This window comes from Ruegeria sp. L12, from assembly GCF_056531745.1.
Window position 1 is genome coordinate 113,786 of record NZ_JBQFMH010000003.1, and the last position, 16,164, is coordinate 129,949.

General features: G+C 59.0%; 18 protein-coding genes. 9 read left to right on the top strand and 9 right to left on the bottom strand.

Annotated features, from left to right (window positions below; all coding sequences use genetic code 11):
* Positions 1-22: 22 nt before the first annotated feature.
* Both ACR0K9_RS06000 and trxB read right to left on the bottom strand, forming a co-directional pair.
* The gene (locus tag ACR0K9_RS06000) at positions 23-1,708 is read right to left on the bottom strand and encodes an adenylate/guanylate cyclase domain-containing protein (RefSeq protein WP_480821544.1); all 1,686 of its coding nucleotides are present in this window, start codon (positions 1,706-1,708) and stop codon (positions 23-25) included.
* Positions 1,709-1,831: 123 nt separating this feature from the next.
* Positions 1,832-2,773, bottom strand: coding sequence for a thioredoxin-disulfide reductase (gene trxB, locus ACR0K9_RS06005; protein WP_480821546.1), 942 nt, complete (start codon positions 2,771-2,773; stop codon positions 1,832-1,834).
* A 227-nt stretch (positions 2,774-3,000) separates the two neighbouring features.
* Here trxB and ACR0K9_RS06010 point away from each other — a divergent pair, with 227 nt between their 5' ends.
* A complete protein-coding gene (locus ACR0K9_RS06010; RefSeq protein WP_480530369.1) occupies positions 3,001-3,501 on the top strand; it encodes an Lrp/AsnC family transcriptional regulator in 501 nt (166 codons plus the stop codon).
* A gap of 118 nt (positions 3,502-3,619) precedes the next feature.
* Here the strand turns inward: ACR0K9_RS06010 and ACR0K9_RS06015 are convergent, their stop codons facing one another.
* The 4 genes from ACR0K9_RS06015 to lgt all read right to left on the bottom strand — a co-directional run bounded on the left by ACR0K9_RS06015 (position 3,620) and on the right by lgt (position 7,836).
* Positions 3,620-4,402: a Hint domain-containing protein gene (locus ACR0K9_RS06015; protein ID WP_480821548.1), complete on the bottom strand. Its 783-nt coding sequence runs from the start codon at positions 4,400-4,402 to the stop codon at positions 3,620-3,622.
* Between the two features lie 730 nt (positions 4,403-5,132).
* On the bottom strand, positions 5,133-5,891 hold the full coding sequence (gene pgeF / locus ACR0K9_RS06020; RefSeq protein WP_480821550.1) for a peptidoglycan editing factor PgeF: 759 nt from the start codon (positions 5,889-5,891) through the stop codon (positions 5,133-5,135).
* Positions 5,888-6,955 (bottom strand): class I SAM-dependent methyltransferase, encoded by a 1,068-nt coding sequence (locus tag ACR0K9_RS06025; RefSeq protein WP_480821552.1) that lies wholly within the window; start codon positions 6,953-6,955, stop codon positions 5,888-5,890. Before ACR0K9_RS06025 ends, pgeF begins: the two co-directional genes overlap by 4 nt.
* Positions 6,952-7,836, bottom strand: a complete 885-nt coding sequence (gene lgt, locus ACR0K9_RS06030; RefSeq protein WP_480821554.1) for a prolipoprotein diacylglyceryl transferase — start codon at positions 7,834-7,836, stop codon at positions 6,952-6,954. Before lgt ends, ACR0K9_RS06025 begins: the two co-directional genes overlap by 4 nt.
* A 97-nt stretch (positions 7,837-7,933) precedes the next feature.
* Between lgt and ACR0K9_RS06035 the strand changes: the two genes are divergently transcribed.
* The 5 genes from ACR0K9_RS06035 to ACR0K9_RS06055 all read left to right on the top strand — a co-directional run bounded on the left by ACR0K9_RS06035 (position 7,934) and on the right by ACR0K9_RS06055 (position 11,130).
* The gene (locus ACR0K9_RS06035; protein ID WP_010441801.1) at positions 7,934-8,182 is read left to right on the top strand and encodes an accessory factor UbiK family protein; all 249 of its coding nucleotides are present in this window, start codon (positions 7,934-7,936) and stop codon (positions 8,180-8,182) included.
* 314 nt (positions 8,183-8,496) lie between these two features.
* Positions 8,497-8,997 (top strand): type III secretion system chaperone family protein, encoded by a 501-nt coding sequence (locus tag ACR0K9_RS06040; RefSeq protein ID WP_480530359.1) that lies wholly within the window; start codon positions 8,497-8,499, stop codon positions 8,995-8,997.
* 36 nt (positions 8,998-9,033) lie between these two features.
* Complete coding sequence (gene proC / locus ACR0K9_RS06045; RefSeq protein WP_480821556.1) at positions 9,034-9,849, top strand: pyrroline-5-carboxylate reductase; 816 nt, start codon at positions 9,034-9,036, stop codon at positions 9,847-9,849.
* The gene (locus ACR0K9_RS06050; RefSeq protein ID WP_480821558.1) at positions 9,842-10,180 is read left to right on the top strand and encodes a tRNA-binding protein; all 339 of its coding nucleotides are present in this window, start codon (positions 9,842-9,844) and stop codon (positions 10,178-10,180) included. Before proC ends, ACR0K9_RS06050 begins: the two co-directional genes overlap by 8 nt.
* Positions 10,180-11,130, top strand: coding sequence for a 2-hydroxyacid dehydrogenase (locus tag ACR0K9_RS06055; protein ID WP_480821560.1), 951 nt, complete (start codon positions 10,180-10,182; stop codon positions 11,128-11,130). Before ACR0K9_RS06050 ends, ACR0K9_RS06055 begins: the two co-directional genes overlap by 1 nt.
* Here the strand turns inward: ACR0K9_RS06055 and ACR0K9_RS06060 are convergent.
* Positions 11,127-11,705, bottom strand: coding sequence for a thymidine kinase (locus ACR0K9_RS06060; RefSeq protein ID WP_480821562.1), 579 nt, complete (start codon positions 11,703-11,705; stop codon positions 11,127-11,129). The two genes, ACR0K9_RS06055 and ACR0K9_RS06060, sit on opposite strands and share 4 nt — an antisense overlap.
* A 360-nt stretch (positions 11,706-12,065) precedes the next feature.
* Here ACR0K9_RS06060 and ACR0K9_RS06065 point away from each other — a divergent pair, with 360 nt between their 5' ends.
* Positions 12,066-12,527, top strand: a complete 462-nt coding sequence (locus ACR0K9_RS06065; RefSeq protein WP_480821564.1) for a hypothetical protein — start codon at positions 12,066-12,068, stop codon at positions 12,525-12,527.
* Between the two features lie 87 nt (positions 12,528-12,614).
* Here the strand turns inward: ACR0K9_RS06065 and ACR0K9_RS06070 are convergent, their stop codons facing one another.
* The gene (locus ACR0K9_RS06070) at positions 12,615-13,229 is read right to left on the bottom strand and encodes a hypothetical protein (RefSeq protein WP_480821566.1); all 615 of its coding nucleotides are present in this window, start codon (positions 13,227-13,229) and stop codon (positions 12,615-12,617) included.
* A gap of 145 nt (positions 13,230-13,374) precedes the next feature.
* Positions 13,375-14,499 (bottom strand): beta-ketoacyl-ACP synthase III, encoded by a 1,125-nt coding sequence (locus tag ACR0K9_RS06075; protein ID WP_480821568.1) that lies wholly within the window; start codon positions 14,497-14,499, stop codon positions 13,375-13,377.
* Between the two features lie 154 nt (positions 14,500-14,653).
* On the opposite strand from ACR0K9_RS06075, the gene ACR0K9_RS06080 reads away from it, so the two are divergent.
* Together ACR0K9_RS06080 and ACR0K9_RS06085 are read left to right on the top strand one after the other, a co-directional pair.
* Positions 14,654-15,121, top strand: a complete 468-nt coding sequence (locus ACR0K9_RS06080; protein WP_480821570.1) for a MarR family winged helix-turn-helix transcriptional regulator — start codon at positions 14,654-14,656, stop codon at positions 15,119-15,121.
* Complete coding sequence (locus ACR0K9_RS06085; RefSeq protein WP_480821572.1) at positions 15,118-16,155, top strand: efflux RND transporter periplasmic adaptor subunit; 1,038 nt, start codon at positions 15,118-15,120, stop codon at positions 16,153-16,155. Before ACR0K9_RS06080 ends, ACR0K9_RS06085 begins: the two co-directional genes overlap by 4 nt.
* Positions 16,156-16,164: the final 9 nt, after the last annotated feature.

Genomic DNA, 16,164 nt, shown 5'->3' on the forward strand with positions numbered 1-16,164 from the left:
ATCATCGATCCGGGTAGCGGAATCAGGCAATCTGTTCCTGAGGCGAGAGCTGTTGCTCCAGCGCAGCTGCATGTTCAATCGGAAGGGCCGAGATCGGCGCAGAGACCCCGCGAAGCTGAAAGTCGCGCAAATCTCGAGGATCGCAGTGCAGGTCAGCGGCCAGCAGAACATCCTGAGACAACAGAAGTTCAACACCCAGAGCCTTGGTTTCGCTTTCCAGTCGGCTGGCAACATTCACCGCATCGCCGATGATGGTGCGGGGGGCGTTCTTGGCTGCCCCGATTTCACCCAATACCAGATCACCCAGATGCAGACCCATACCAATACGAACGGGTTGGCTGCCTTCGGCTTGAAGCTGCTGGTTGAAGCGTTCCAGCGCTCGTCCGATGTCAGCGGCGGCCTTCAGCCCGGCGCGGGCCGAGCTTGCGGCATCGGCCGTCTCGAACATCGCCAGCAAGCCATCACCCATATATTTATCGACCACACCGCCTTGCGCCGTAATCGACGGGACGATCGCGTCGAAAAACCGGTTCAGAAGGAAGACGATGTCATAAGGAAGCTGCCCGGTGGTGCGCGCTGTGAAGCCGCGCATATCCAGGAACAGCACGGCCAGCTGACGCTCTTGCCCCTGACTGGCATGTGCCCGGTCGCGCGCGCCGTCAGGGCGGAAGACACGGAAGACCGTGAGGGGATCATTGGGGCGCATCTGACAAGCCAGTCGGGTTCCTTCCGGAGCGCCAACGGCTTTCAGACTTCGCGCCTCGATTTCGGTGGGTGGGGGCAGGTTTTCGGCCCCTTGTTCAACGATCACGCGGCAGGTGGTGCAGCGGCCTTTGCCGCCGCAAAGTGCGGTATGCGGGATACCGTTGGCATGTGACATCTCAAGCAGGGTCATGCCTTTTTCCGACACCACTTCGGGCCCGTTCACATACCGGATGCGCACTGAATGCCGCCGCCGCCACAGTTTACGGCCCAGATAAGTCATGCCGGTCAAGGCAAGTGCGGTCCAGAACACGGTCAGAGTGTTGCTCTGAACAGCGAACATATTCTGAAACGCCTCCGAGGACGGCCAATTGTAATGCTCGATATATTGTTCGCGTAGGTCCGGGTCGGCGAAATCGGTCCAGATGCGGCGGCCCTCGGTCAATACGCCAGAAAGCGCAAAGGCGGGCACGAACACGGCGACGCCGATCAGATAGGGCACCAGCCTGCGCCACCAATCTGTCATGCGCAGCCACTTATGCAGCCCGATGCAGCCATGCACCCAGACCAGCAACAACAGCAGGCTTTGCATCCAGATTGCGGTGCTGGGCCACATCAGAATGATGATGTAGCCCATCTCATCGTTCACGTCATAGATTTCGTGGGCATAGCGCGTATGCACGATGTGGGCGATCAGTTGCAACGGGATCAGCAAGCCCAGAACCACCTGCAACGCCATGCTAAACGGCATCCGCAACGTACGGCGCGCCGCGATCGAGGTCAGCGCAAGACCAGCGTGGACCAACAAGGATACATAGAGAAGAAGGCTGACAAGACCATGTCGCGACACGGCAATTCGGCCGTCCTGCATCCCATGCAGCAGGTCGGTGTGGAACAGGCCAAGGCCGATATTAATAAAATGGAAGAACGCAAAAACAAACAGCACCAGACCGCTCGCGATCCTGAGCCGGCTTGTCCATCCGCCGCGCCAAAGAGCACTCTTCAAAGGCTCACCCGTCTTTTGCTTTGCTCAGGCGATCCTGATACGCCACCGCCCGGCGGTCAAGGCGAGGGCGTTTGAGCGGGCGGCAGAATTCCCCGAAACGGGCCGGGGAATTCCATGATCCTATCAGTCGTTTTCTGCCAGAAACCGCTCGGCATCCAGCGCGGCCATGCAACCCATACCGGCGCTGGTCACGGCCTGACGATAGACGTGGTCGGTCAGGTCACCGGCGGCGAATACGCCCGGAACCGAAGTCTGCGTCGTACCCGGCTTGGTGACCACATAGCCGCCCATATGGGTTTCCAGCGTGTCCTTGACCAGTTCATTCGCCGGGGCGTGCCCGATGGCGACGAACACGCCTTTGCACGGAATTTCGGTGATTTCGCCGGTCTCCACATTCTTGACCCGCACGCCTTCGACACCCAACGGCGCATCGGTGCCGATAACTTCATCCAGTTCGTGGAACCAGAGCGGCACGATCTTTTCGTTCTTGAGTAGCCGGTCCTGCAGGATCTTTTCAGCCCGCAACTCATCGCGGCGATGGATCAGGGTGACCTTGCTGGCGAAATTGGTCAGGAATAGTGCCTCTTCGACCGCCGTATTGCCGCCACCGATCACCACAATCTCCTGACCACGATAAAAGAACCCGTCACAGGTCGCACAGGCCGAGACGCCAAAGCCTTTGAACTTCTCTTCCGACGGCAGGCCCAGCCATTTGGCGCGAGCGCCGGTGGCCAGAATGACCGCATCGGCGGTATAGACCGTGCCGCTGTCGCCTCTCGCAGTGAAGGGGTGCTTGCTGAGATCCAGATCGCTGATGATATCGCCGATCACCTCGCATCCCATCGCCTTGGCGTGGTCCTGCATCCGGATCATCAGATCGGGGCCCTGAACTTCGGTGTCGCCGGGCCAGTTCTCAACCTCGGTGGTGGTAGTCAGCTGTCCGCCCGGCTCGATCCCCTGCACAAGAATCGGCTCCAGCATGGCGCGGCTGGCATAAACGCCCGCAGTGTATCCTGCCGGTCCCGATCCGATGATCAGAACCTTGGTGTGTCGTGTTTCAGCCATGGTACCCCCACTCAATCTGCCTCGGCGGACATTTTGTCCGGTGCGGATCGATATAGCGACGGTGAAGCCGCGCTTAAAGCCCCTTCCTGCTGCAATTCAGAATTGCATTTCACTGGGATGGTCATGGCTAAACCTACATGTGAAATAAAGAAAATTGCGCGGCTGTGAAATATAATTGCGCCCGCCACACCTGCTGCTATAACAACTGAAAACTTCAGGAGTATTCGATGGTCACGACTCGGCTGGATGAAATCGATCGCAAGATTCTGGCAGAACTGCAGGCCGATGGCCGAATGACCAATGTCGAGCTTGCCAAACGGGTTGGAATCTCGGCTCCGCCCTGTTTGCGCCGGGTGCGCACGCTGGAGGATTCTGGTTTTATTCGTGGCTATCATGCAGAGGTCAACGCCCGCGAACTGGGGTTCGAGGTGCAGGTCTTTGCCATGGTCGGATTGGAAAGCCAGGCCGAATCCGAACTCAGCGCCTTCGAGAACAAATGCCGCGAATGGCCGCTGGTCCGCGAATGCCACATGCTGAACGGCGAGGTGGATTTCATTCTGAAATGCGTCTCACCCGACCTGAGCAGTTTTCAGCAGTTCCTGACGGGTGAGTTGCTGACCACGCCGAACGTGGCCAGCGTTAAAACCTCGCTTGTTATCCGAGGCGCAAAAGACGAGCCAGGCGTACCATTTGACGTGCTGGAAGACCGGATGAACCGGTCGGCCTGATCCTGGCTGTGTTTGGTTCGGTGGCGCAGGGCGGCAAAAGGGCCGCCACGGCCAAGTAAAATATCCATCCTAGTAATAGCTGCATGATGCCCCCACACTTGCAGTAATCATTAACATCTTAAGCGGTAAGAGCGTCAATCTCACCATCACCGGCACGCGGCAACAGCAACGGGCCGAAATCGCTCAGCGATTCGATATGAGAGAATAGATTCAAATAGATCGAACGCAAAGAATGACTGATCATCCGCACCGCATTTACGCCCGGATGGTAGGTCTCGAATTGCAGACCATCGACGCGAATGACCGAATGGCGCGCCGTGCAGATGTGAAACAATTCCACCGGAGTCGGCGGCAGTGTTTCGATAACGCCCATTCCATCCTGGAACTCGTGCACAGGTGTCAGCATCTGTTGTCCGCTGCTCAGGTGACGCAGATGGGCCGGTGTGCCAAGCAGCCGCGCCGCAGGCCCGGCGATCACGCCCGACATGGGTTTCTGCATGCCAAACGTATCGGCCATGATCCGCGTCAATGGCCGTGTGCGCCCGCGCGAGTCAGGGCGACCGGGGATCAGCGTAACCGAACCCTTCCAGAGCACAGTCTCGGGCAATCCATCCTGGTTCAGAACTTCATCCCCGGGCAGCAGATCCTCGATTGCCATCGGGCCTTGCGACGTCTCCACCAGCGAGCCGCGTGTGAACGCGCAGAACGCGTCTTCGAACATCGGCAGGGCCGGGGCAATGTGGCGTGTCTGTGAAATCTCCCCGTTTTTCAGCAAAGAGCTCACTTCATAGCGCCTTAACTGCGCCTTCGGTGTGGTCGTTGGACGCGGTGCATCGCGGAGCAGAGCAGATGTTTCAACCGCGTTTCTGGCCGCGCGGGCCAGTGAATTTGGAATAGTCATATATATTCCGTCCCCTCTAAAATACGTCCCGACGGGTTGAACCCCCGTGCAGTCCCGCAGGACGATTTTGTTCTTTGTCTTTTTTCAAATGGGCAAACGCAGGTTGGACGCCGCAAAGACACCACGCCGCGAGAGAAAATAGCAGTATTTCGGCCAACTTCATGACCCCCCAAGACAAACTCGTTAACCGCAGGCGACAATTGCCTGCTGCAGACACACTCCGAAACATGGCCGCATAATCTCTGCGACCGCGCATACCGAACCGGAGCTACATCCGATACGCGCTTAGCCCTGTGAGACCGGCAGCTGGTCTCGTGGGGTGATCTTGTGTCAGCGGCGTGCGGCCAATCGGCGCGCGACCCTGACTGAGTGACTTGAAACCCGCTTCCAGGGCATTTCAGGTTCCTGTTCCCTGACCGCCTCGAAGACGGCATTCAGAAAGCGTGATTTCGATTTCATTTTATTGCCCTGCGTCGATGGAGCACGCTGCCCCGGTTTCCGTAAGTGAACCTAATGTGACGCTGGTTTGCGGCGCTCATAAGGCTGCACCGGGATGAAATGAGGACAAAATGAAGGTTCCAAGTACCTCTTTAATTGTGTTGCCGGCCCGGGGTTGCCTGAAAAAACGGTAACCGTCTGAGCGTTGGCAAAAATTTGAGACGATTTCGACTCAGATAAACACAACAAATGTGGCAAAAGCTGGGCAATCCCGCCCTATTTCGGGCAGAGATTACAATCTGATCGCAGAAATCAGACGGCCATAATCGGCCTCGGCGGAATGGGTTGACCGTCTGTAGGAATAAAACCGATCAGGGTCGGAATAAGTGCAATGGCGTGTCCATTCCGCGTGCCCGATTCCGGCCTCGCGCAGGCGATGCAGGCCGAAGGCCGGCAGGTCGAAATGCAGCCGGTCAGCTTGCCCATTTGCGAAGAAACGTGTGTTTTCGGGCGCATCGGCCATGAAGTTATCCAGAAATTCTGGCCCCACTTCATAAGCATATTGAGAAATCGTCGGGCCGATCACTGCGATCGTGTTTTCACGATTCGCGCCGAGAGCTTCCATTGCGTCCAGAGTGGCCTCAAGAACGCCGTCCAATGCACCGCGCCATCCGGCATGTGCCGCGCCAATCACTTTTGCGTCAGGATCGGCAAACAGAACGGGTTGGCAATCTGCGGTCAGAATCGTCAGGGCCAGGCCGGGCGTTGCGGTGACGACAGCATCCGCCTTGGGTTTGCCGCCTGTTAGCGGACCATCGACGGTAATCACAGCAGGGGAATGCACCTGATGCACGCCAATCATCGCATCGGGCGTCACATCCATTGCGTCTGCCACGCGTTTGCGATTCAGGGCTACCACTTCGGCCAGATCCGACGAACCGGTGCCGCAATTCAGTCCTGAAAAGATGCCTGAAGACGCCCCGCCACGGCGGCTGAAAAAACCATGCCGGATGGGGGACAGCGTCTCGGATGTCAGAATTTCCAGCGTCATGTTTCCAGTCCCGGTGGTGGCGTGGCATCGGGCGGGTAAAGGCCCATCACTTTGAACAGGTTTCCCATTTCATCGGGATGCGTCAACCGTCGATGTGCGGCAATCAACGTGTCAAGCTGAGGCCCGCTGAGCGTTGCCGCCAGGGATTGCGCCCGTGCGGTGATGCCAAGCCGTTCCAGAAACACGCCTTGTGGCGTCAAACGGGTATGCGCGCACCCGGCGGTGCGGGCTGTCAGGGCCAATGGCTCGAAATCCACATGCGCCGTCAGGTCGGCCTGACCCGGGACGGCGAGCGGGTCCGCGGCCTTATGGTCTCGCACCGCCTGCAGCGTATCGCCCAGCGAGCGCCAGTCGCCATAGTCGACGATTAGCGCCGCCCCGCCATAGCGGGTGATCTGAGCGGCAATGACACTAAGAATCGGGACGGAAGCGGAGCAAAGCTCGACTAGATCCCCATCCTTTGTGTCGGTCAGGCGGTCGTTCAGCGCCGGTTGCGCCGATTGAGCGCCAAGGCCGAAAGCCAGCGCGCCATTCTCGTTTCCAACCAACCGCTCGCGCCATGCATCGCCGTCGCGCAGGAATTGGCGGATGGGAAGCGCGTCGAAGAACTCGTTCGCGACCAGAAACAGGGGCCAGTCGGGCAGATCGGCGATGCTGTCGATCCATTCGGGCGCGAAGGCCTTCAGGGTTTCGGCCTGTAGCTTGCGCAGGGTAGGCGAGGCTTCGAGCAATGTGATCCGTGCCGCAGCGTGAAACCCGGGAACCTGCCGTGTGGCGCGCAGGATATCCTCCATCAGCGTCCCGCGCCCGGGGCCAAGCTCGACCAGCGCAAAAGGATCGGGTTGACCCTGATCCAGCCAACACTGCGCCAGTGACAGGCCGATCAGCTCTCCGAACATCTGGCTGATTTCCGGGGCAGTGATGAAATCGCCGCGTGCGCCAAACGGGTCCCTTGTGCTGTAATACCCATGGATCGGGTGCAACAGGCATTCGGTCATATAGTCGGCGATGGTCATCGGACCATCGGTCTCGATGCGAGCCAGCAGATGGTCTTTCAAGCTCATGGCGCGTGCCGGGCACGTAGGGCAAACCACAGGCCAAGCGCGATCATCGGCACGCACAGCAACTGCCCCATGGTCAGGCCGTAGCCACCCACATGCCACGCCAGTCCCAGTGGATTGCCGGGTGAGACAAACTGCGCGTCAGGCTGGCGAAAAAACTCGACCACGAACCGGGAGGCACCGTAGCCGGCGAGAAAGACCCCCATGATCAATCCAGGCTTCTGAAATGCGCCGCGTCGATAGGCCAACCAGATCAGTACGGCACCCAGTACCAGCCCCTCAAGCGCAGCCTCATAAAGCTGCGAGGGGTGACGGGCGCACAGCCCCACCACATCGGGACAGTCCTGCGCGGCGGCGCCCGGGAAGATAACTGCCCAAGGAACATCGCTGGGGCGGCCCCAAAGCTCGGCATTGGTGAAGTTCGCCAGTCGTCCCAGCAAAAGGCCGGGCGGCACCGTATGGGCGACCAGATCTGCAAGCGACAGAATGGGAATCTGATGCCGCATGCCATAGAGATATGTGGCGATCACTACGCCCAGCAATCCGCCATGGAAGGCCATGCCGCCTTGCCAGACCATCAGAATCTCAAGCGGATGCGTTAGGTAATAGGCAGGCTGGTAAAATAGCACAAAGCCCAGCCGCCCGCCCAGTATCACACCCAGAATGATCCAGGTGACCAGATCCTCAAGCTGATCGGGTTTCATTGGTGGAGTTTGGCCGGGCCAAAGCGTGGGCCTGCGCAACGCCATTGACGCCATGCGCCACGCGATCAGAATGCCGACAATATAAGCCAGCGCATACCACCGCAGCGCGAACTCCATCCCGAACAGAGAGATCGAGAACAGTTCAGGGGACAGATCGGGGAAATTCAGAACAGCCTGCATGTGCGTCTCATTGCCCGGGGTTTGCGGGGCAAGTCAACCTTGAGCCCGCGCCATTCTTTACCCATATAGGGGGCAATCGTGTAATCGGAGAAAGCCCATGCAAACCCGCAACAAGATTTTGGACGATATGTCTCAGCTTATGACCAACGCCATGGGCGTGGCGCAAGGCGCGCGGGAAGAGGCGGAAAATGCGATGAAGTCGATGATGGATCGGTGGCTGGCCGACCGCGACTTTGTCACCCGCGAAGAATTCGACGCCGTGCGTGCCATGGCGCAAAAGGCGCGAGAGGAAAACGCTGCTTTGGAACAGCGTATCGCCGCGCTTGAGGCGAAGCTGGATAAGTAACCTTCGCAATAAAATAAAATTTTGGGTAAAGGCATACGCCGCGCAATCCTGACCTGGATTGTGCGGTGTTGTGTATTTTGCCGCTTTGCACGGCTTAATCAAGGTAAAGCTGCATCAAACGCCAATATTTTGATCGACGTTGCCGACTGTCCACAACTTATTGCTGTTATCCCCAATAAATAGGGTTGCCAGAACTCTGCTCGCGTCGCACCATATTTAGTACAGGCAGACTGGGGAAGCCCGGCTTGTAGAGCAGGCAACTAGCGCTGGGGCGCTGCCAGCCCCAAAATGCTAGAGATTAGTGAGGTGGCATTATGGCCCTTTCCGAGCAGTATCTCGAAGAAGACCTTCATCCGATCGACATTGTTGAACATCTTGCCGAACATCACGACTGGGATTTTGACCGGATCGGGGATGATCAGATTGCCATGGCTGTCGAAGGGCAGTGGCGCACATACTCGATCACATTGGCCTGGTCGAACTATGACGAAACGCTGCGCATGGTGTGCTCGTTTGAAATGGAGCCGCCGTCCGAGCGGGAATCGCAGCTTTATGAGTTGCTGAACAAGATGAACGATCAGTGCTGGGCCGGGGCGTTCACCTATTGGGCCAATCAGAAGCTGATGGTTTATCGCTATGGTCTGGTTCTGGCCGGGGGGCAGATGGCCAGCGCCGAACAGATTGACACCATGATCAACGCCGCGGTGCTGAGCGCCGAACGCTATTACCCCGCGATCCAGTTGGTCACCTGGGGCAACCGCGACCCCGAAGAGGCGATGCAAGTCGCCATTGCAGAGGCCTACGGCCGCGCGTAAAGCTTTGCCCCAAACCGTATAAGGGGAGGGGCAATCATGGACATGTCACGCGTCGCCGAGCAGGGGCTGGTGCTTCTGGGATGCGGCAAGATGGGATCGGCCATGCTCGCCGGGTGGCTTGAGCATGGCCTTCCTGCATCTTCGGTCTGGGTTATCGATCCCTATCCCTCGGATTGGCTGAAGGCGCAGGGCGTCAACATCAACACACCGTTGCCCGAAGCGCCTGCCGTGGTTCTGGTCGCGGTCAAGCCGCAGATGATGGGAGAGGCCCTGCCAGCGATCAAAGCGCTTGGGGGCGGCAGCAGCCTGTTTATCTCGGTTGCGGCGGGCACGTCGATTGCCACCTTTGAAACGGTGCTGGGCGAAGCCACCCCGATCGTGCGCGCCATGCCGAACACTCCCGCAGCGATCCGTCAGGGAATCACCGCACTCATCGGGAATTCCGTCGCGTCAGAGGAAGACGTGGCACTGGCCGAAAGCCTGCTCTCGGCCATTGGCGAGACCGTCCGGCTGGAGGACGAAGCGCAAATGGACGCGGTTACCGGCCTCAGCGGTTCCGGCCCGGCCTATGTCTTCCACCTGATCGAAACACTGGCCGCAGCCGGGCAGGCGCAGGGTTTGCCGCACGATCTGGCGATGAAACTGGCCAAATCCACCGTGGCCGGGGCAGGGGCTTTGGCGATGGCGGCCGAGGAAGATCCATCGCAGCTGCGGGTCAATGTCACGTCTCCCAACGGCACCACTCAGGCTGCGCTTGAGGTGTTGATGCACGAAGAACAAGGTTTCCCCGACCTGCTGCACCGCGCGGTCAAGGCCGCAACCGACCGATCCAAGGAGCTGTCTCGTGAGTGAGATTACATTTGACGATTTTCTCAAGGTCGATATTCGCGTCGGAGAAGTCACCCGCGCTGAACCTTACCCCGAGGCCCGCAAGCCCGCGATCAAGATGTGGATCGACTTTGGGGATGAGCTTGGCGAGCGTAAGACCTCGGCCCAGATCACCGAGCATTATGATCCTTCGGTTTTGGTGGGCAAACAGGTGATGGCGGTGGTGAATTTCCCGCCGCGCCAGATTGGCAAGTTCATGTCCGAGGTGCTGGTTCTGGGTCTGCCCGATGAGCACGGGGAAATCGTTCTGGTCGGACCCGATGGTGAAGTTCCCGTTGGCGGACGGATGCACTGATGAAACTGCTGATCGCCCGCCCCATGACCCCGGCGGTCGAAGCCCGGGCGCGTGCCGAGTTCGACGTGGAAATCCGCAGCGAGACTCTGCCTCTGACAGCGGATGAGATGCACCGCGCACTGACCGAATTCGACGTGGTTGTTCCCACGCTGGGGGATCTCTTTTCGGCACAGATCTTTGCGCAGGCGCCGTCGCCACGCTGCAAGCTGTTGGCAAATTTCGGTGTTGGCTACAATCATATCGACGTGGCTGCCGCGCGGGCGGCTGGCATCGCGGTCACCAACACGCCCGGCGCGGTGACCGATGCCACTGCCGACATCGCCATGACCCTGCTGCTGTCGACTGCACGCCGTGCGGGCGAGGGCGAGCGGCTGGTGCGCGCTGCCCAATGGCAGGGCTGGCATCCGACGCAGATGCTGGGTCATCACGTCACCGGCAAGCGGGTGGGAATCGTCGGCATGGGGCGCATCGGGCAGGCGATTGCCCGACGGTGCCATTTCGGTTTCGGCATGAGTGTCGCTTATCAGTCCCGCAGCCCCAAACAGCTGGATTTCCCGGCTGAATACGTGCCCGAGTTGCCCACTCTGGCCGCGTCGGTGGAATTCCTTGTCATTGCAGTTCCTGGCGGGACTGAAACCCGGCATCTGATCAATGCTCAGGTGTTGGAGGCGATGAACCCCGAGGGTATTCTGGTCAATATCGCACGCGGAGAGGTGGTGGATGAGGCCGCCCTGATCGCGGCACTGCAGGCCAGCCAGATTGCAGGCGCGGGGCTGGATGTCTACGAATTCGAACCTGCCGTTCCGCAAGCTCTGATTGATATGCAGAATGTCACGCTGCTGCCCCATCTGGGCACGGCAACCGAGGAAGTGCGCAGCGATATGGGGCATATGGCGCTGGACAATGTCGCAGCCTTCGCGGCCGGGCGGGACCTGCCTAACCCGGTTTAGGCGCCCACCGCCTCGCGCCAGTGTTTGCGGCAGAGCGAAACATAGGTTTCGTTCCCACCGATCTGGACTTGCGCCCCTTCGGTGATGGTGTCGCCGTTTTCGTCCTGACGAATCACCATCGTCGCCTTGCGACCGCATTTGCAGATGGTGCGGACCTCGCGCATTTCATCGGCCAGCGCCAGCAGGGCGGCGGAACCGGGGAACAGCTTGCCCTGAAAATCCACACGCAGCCCATAGGCCAGCACCGGGACCTTCAGATCATCCACAGCCCGGGCCAGTTGCCAGACCTGATCCTCGGACAGGAACTGTGCTTCGTCGATGAAGACACAGGCAACCGGTCCCTGGTTCAGGCGGTTTTCGATCATGGCAAAAACGTCATCCTCGGGGCGAAACGTATCAGCCTGTTCCGAGATACCGATCCGCGACGCTATTCGCCCCGCACCGGCGCGCCCGTCAATATGCGCGGTCATAAGATAGGTATCCATGCCGCGCTCGCGGTAATTGTGCGAGGCTTGCAGCAATACGGTCGATTTGCCCGCATTCATGGTGGAATAGTTGAAATAGAGCTTTGCCATGGCGACGGTCTAATTCCCGCACTCTGCCGGGGCAAGCCCATCAATACGCAAATCAAAGTGACGCCGCCGTTGCGGCTGCCAAGGCCGAGCAGATGCTCTTGGGGATGGATAACCCCGCGCCCTCAACAGCGGCGTCGTCGGCCTACATGCGGCCTTAACGAACAAGGCTAATAATGTTGCCTTGCATAAACTCTTTACCGGCACGAACGGCCGCCACTCACTCACAAAATCCCTGCATATCTGAGGGATAGTTAATTTATGGCATTTCAATTTTGACTCGAATATGGGAAATTTCCCTACCCTTTCCCCCGGCAAGGACAGACAGGGGGGGCAGGGAGCGCAGGTAACAAGGGTAGCAAAATGGCAGATATCGGGGCCTATCTGAAGAAGCATACCGAGGCATTGGTGAAGGATGTCGGGATCGAAGCCGCGTGTGAGATCACGGGAAAATCCAAGGCGACGCTGGGGCGTTACTATTCCGACAATGCCGAACACGCGGATCGGTTCATGCCAGTCGACGCCGTCGCGCGGCTGGAGAATGCGGCAGCCTATCCGCATGTCACCGCCGCATTGGCAGATCTGAAGAACATCACGCTGTCGTATGACGGGCGTAACTCGGACAACCCACGCACGGGCGGTGTGAATTCAGACGTCATAGCGCTGAGCCAGCGCTTTGCAATGCTGATGACCGAGTATCAGTCGGCGATCGAGGACGGCATCATCACCGTGAACGAGGCCAAGCGCCTGCTGAAAGAAACCAGCATGCTGCAGCAGGTTCTGATCGAGATGAAGCTGCATCTGGAAGAGGAAAGCGTCAGCTAAGAGCGGCGGGATTCGAACCACGCGCCGAGCCGAGCCACATAATCAGCCCCGCTCAGCCTTGTGATTGGCGCAGTTACATCGCACGCACTATTTCTTGCCGCCGCCTTTGCCGGGCTTATCTCCTCCGTGGCCGCCCTTGCCGCCACCTTTACCGGGCTTGTCGCCTCCGTGACCGCCCTTGCCGCCACCCTTGCCGGGCTTGTCACCCCCGTGACCGCCTTTGCCGGGTTTGCCGCCTCCGTCGCCGGGCTTATCACTTCCATCGCCAGGGCCACCTCCGTCACCTGGACCGCCCCCATCACCCGGCCCATCGTCATTACCGGGATTGTCCCCATCGTTGGGACCACCTCCGCCGGAATTGCCAGAGTTTCCACTGCCTGATCCGGTGGTGCCGCTTGACGGATCGCTGTCGCGGTTCTCGCCTGAACTTGCGTTTGAAATCGACGCAGTCGGCAAGTCGGTCAGAAGATTGGCCAGCCCGGCACATTGCATCGAAGTGTTCTGCAGAATGGATTCAAAATCAGACCGTTTCTGCAGATAGGAAACGAAACCGGGCGTCACCTTCGAACATCCGCACAGTGTGTCATAGTCTGCCGTATTCGCTGACACCCGCGCCGTATTGACGGTACAGATTTGCGGTTCGGCCAATACGGTTCCGGTCGCCATGAACCCAAAGAACGGCGCGGCGACAAGTGCGGCCATTCCAACTCGTGAATTGCGTTGCATAACAGGGTGCTCCTTTGGCTACATCACATGAATGCACAGGGCATCCTGTGGTGATGTGGGGCCTGCAGATAAAGGAGCGGTTGTGCCTGCCTGAAGAATTCTTAAGGCGGTCGCGGTCGTATCAGCCGTGTCGCTTGACGATCACCGAGCCCACCGAATACCCCGCGCCAAAGGAACAGATCAGCCCGACATCGCCGTCGCTCAGGTCATCCGAATGTTTGGAAAAGGCAATAATCGACCCGGCAGAAGATGTGTTGGCATAGTCTTGCAGTATGTTGGGTTGCTCGCCCGGTTCCGGTTCGCGGCCCAGAACCTTTTTGCCGATGAAATCGTTCATCGTCTTGTTGGCCTGATGCAGCCAGAGCCGTTTCAGGTCATCGCTGTTGATGCCCTCGGCCTCCATATGGTCGCTGATATGCTTGCTGACCATCGGCAGGACCTCTTTGAACACCTTGCGCCCGTTCTGCATGAACTGCATATCGCGGCGGTCAACAACTCCATCCGGCCGTGACCGGCGCAAGAAGCCGTTATTATTGCGAATGTTGTTGGAAAAGGACGTGGCGCAACGGGTCGAGACGATCTCGAAATGCGGGCCTTTGGCATCGTCCAGTCGTTCGACCAGTGTCGCGGTGGCCACGTCTCCAAAGATGAAGTGACAATCCCGGTCTCGCCATTCCAGATGGCCCGAGCAGATCTCGGGGTTCACCACCAACGCTGCCCGGACCGAGCCCGAGCGCACCATGTCCGCAGCTGCCTGAATGCCGAACGTGGCCGAAGAACAGGCCACGTTCATGTCAAACCCGAACCCATCAATCCCCAAAGCCTGTTGAATTTCGATGGCAACCGCCGGATAGGCCCGTTCGTGGTTCGACGCCGCGCAGATCACCAGATCGACATCCTCGGCGCCCCGTCCAGCCTGCGCCAGCGCTTTGCGGCAGGCATCCACTGCCATCTCGGTCATGATCCCCGGCTCGTCGTCACTGCGTTGGCGCAGCGAAGGGTGCATGATCTCGGGGTTCAGCACACCGGTCTTGTCCATCACATAACGGTTCTCGATCCCCGACGCCTTGACGATGAACTCTTCTGAGGAATGCTGCATCGGCTCCATCTCACCTGCTGCAATCGCTTCGGCATTCTTGGCGTTCATCCGGTCGACATAGGCGTTGAATGCTTCGACCAGTTCGGCATTGGTGATGACGTTCTCGGGCGTATAGACACCGGTTCCGGTGATGGCAGGGGTGTACATGGCGGGTCCTGAGTTCATGATCTGCACAAAATGCAGCCCCTGCTGGCTTTGATCAAGATGTGTTGACCCAAGGGAATGTGTCGGTGGCCGCTTCAAAACTTGAATAGTTCATAATTCGAAGTATATTCCGCCGCGACTCGGACGGAGTACCACAATGTCAGATGACATCAGCACTCGATTGGGACGCCTCAGCCCTGAGATTCAGGCGATGATGGGGGTCTATGCGCTTTACTGGAAACTGGAAGAAAGCTTTGACTGCATTGAAACAGACCTGAGCCATCAGGAATGTCACATGCTGATCAAGCTGGATGCGCCCAAACGTATGGGGGTGCTGGCGGCAGATATGCTGACTGTACCGTCCACGATCACCGCCACCGCTGATGCGCTTGAAAAGGTCGGGCACCTGACCCGACAACGCGACCCCGAAGATCGCCGCGCCTGGCTTTTGGTCCTGACCGAACAGGGCGAAGAAGCGCGCAACATGCTGGTGGCCGTGGCCGGAGAGCTGTTTCACAGCGCCTCTGGCCTGAACGCCGAAGAAACCGCCGAGTTCGCCCGTCTGGCGCGCAAAATTCGCGACAACATTCTGAAAACCGGAATTCCCGAGGGACTGAAGAAATGAAACTCCTGACCTCTGTTTGCCTTGTTCTGGCGGTATTGACCGCGCCCGCCCTGGCAAAAGACCACGCCAAGCCTGTGAAGCTGATGCAGGTCAGCGAGACCTCGCCCGGTTTTTCGCGCCAGTTCTTTGGCCGTATCGCCGCGCGCCAGACTGTTGATCTGGCGTTTCAGGTCGCCGGGCAGATCGTCGAGATGCCAGTGACTGAGGGCTTCGTAATCCCAAAGGGAGAGCTGATTGCCCGCCTCGATCAGGAGCCATTCGAGTTGCAGCTTGACCGCACGCGGCTGCAAAAGGATCAGGCGGATCGCACCCTTGCCCGCCTGTCGCGCCTGCGTGGAACGGCGGCCAGCCAGGTGGCCGTTGACGACGCCGAAACCGCCGCGCAACTGGCCGCGATTGCGGTGCGGGATGCAGAATATGAGATGGAACATGCGACGCTGACCGCACCGTTCGATGCGCTGGTTTCAAGTCGCGCGGTTGAGGCGTTTACCACGGTTTCCGCGGGCACACCTATCGTTCGGATACACGATATGTCCGAGCTGCGGATCGAAGTCGATGTGCCTGAAATTCTGTTTCAGCGCTCGGGGCAGCAGGATGACATAACGATCACCGCCAAGTTCCCGGTCAGCGATGAGATCTTTCCGCTGGAGATACGAGAGTTCGACGCCGAATCCTCAAGCGTGGGTCAGACCTTCCGCATCCAGTTCGGCCTGACACCGCCCGAGGGGCTGCAGATCTTGCCGGGTTCCTCCGTAACGGTCACGGTTCAGGTGCAGGACGAACGCACCGGCATCATAATTCCGCCGACGGCTGTAGTTGCTGACGCCAGCGGGGCGCTGGGCGTGCTGGTCTTCTCTCCGGCGGGGGCCGACGAAGGCACCGTCCGCCGGGTTCCCGTAACGATTGAACCTACGCAAAGCGGCGATGTGCGTGTGCTCACCGGTCTGACGGATGGCGATGAAATCGTTGTGGCTGGCGGGGGCGCACTGAGTGACGGCCAGACCGTCCGCCGCTTTGCCGGTTTCTCGAACTGAGGGCGGATT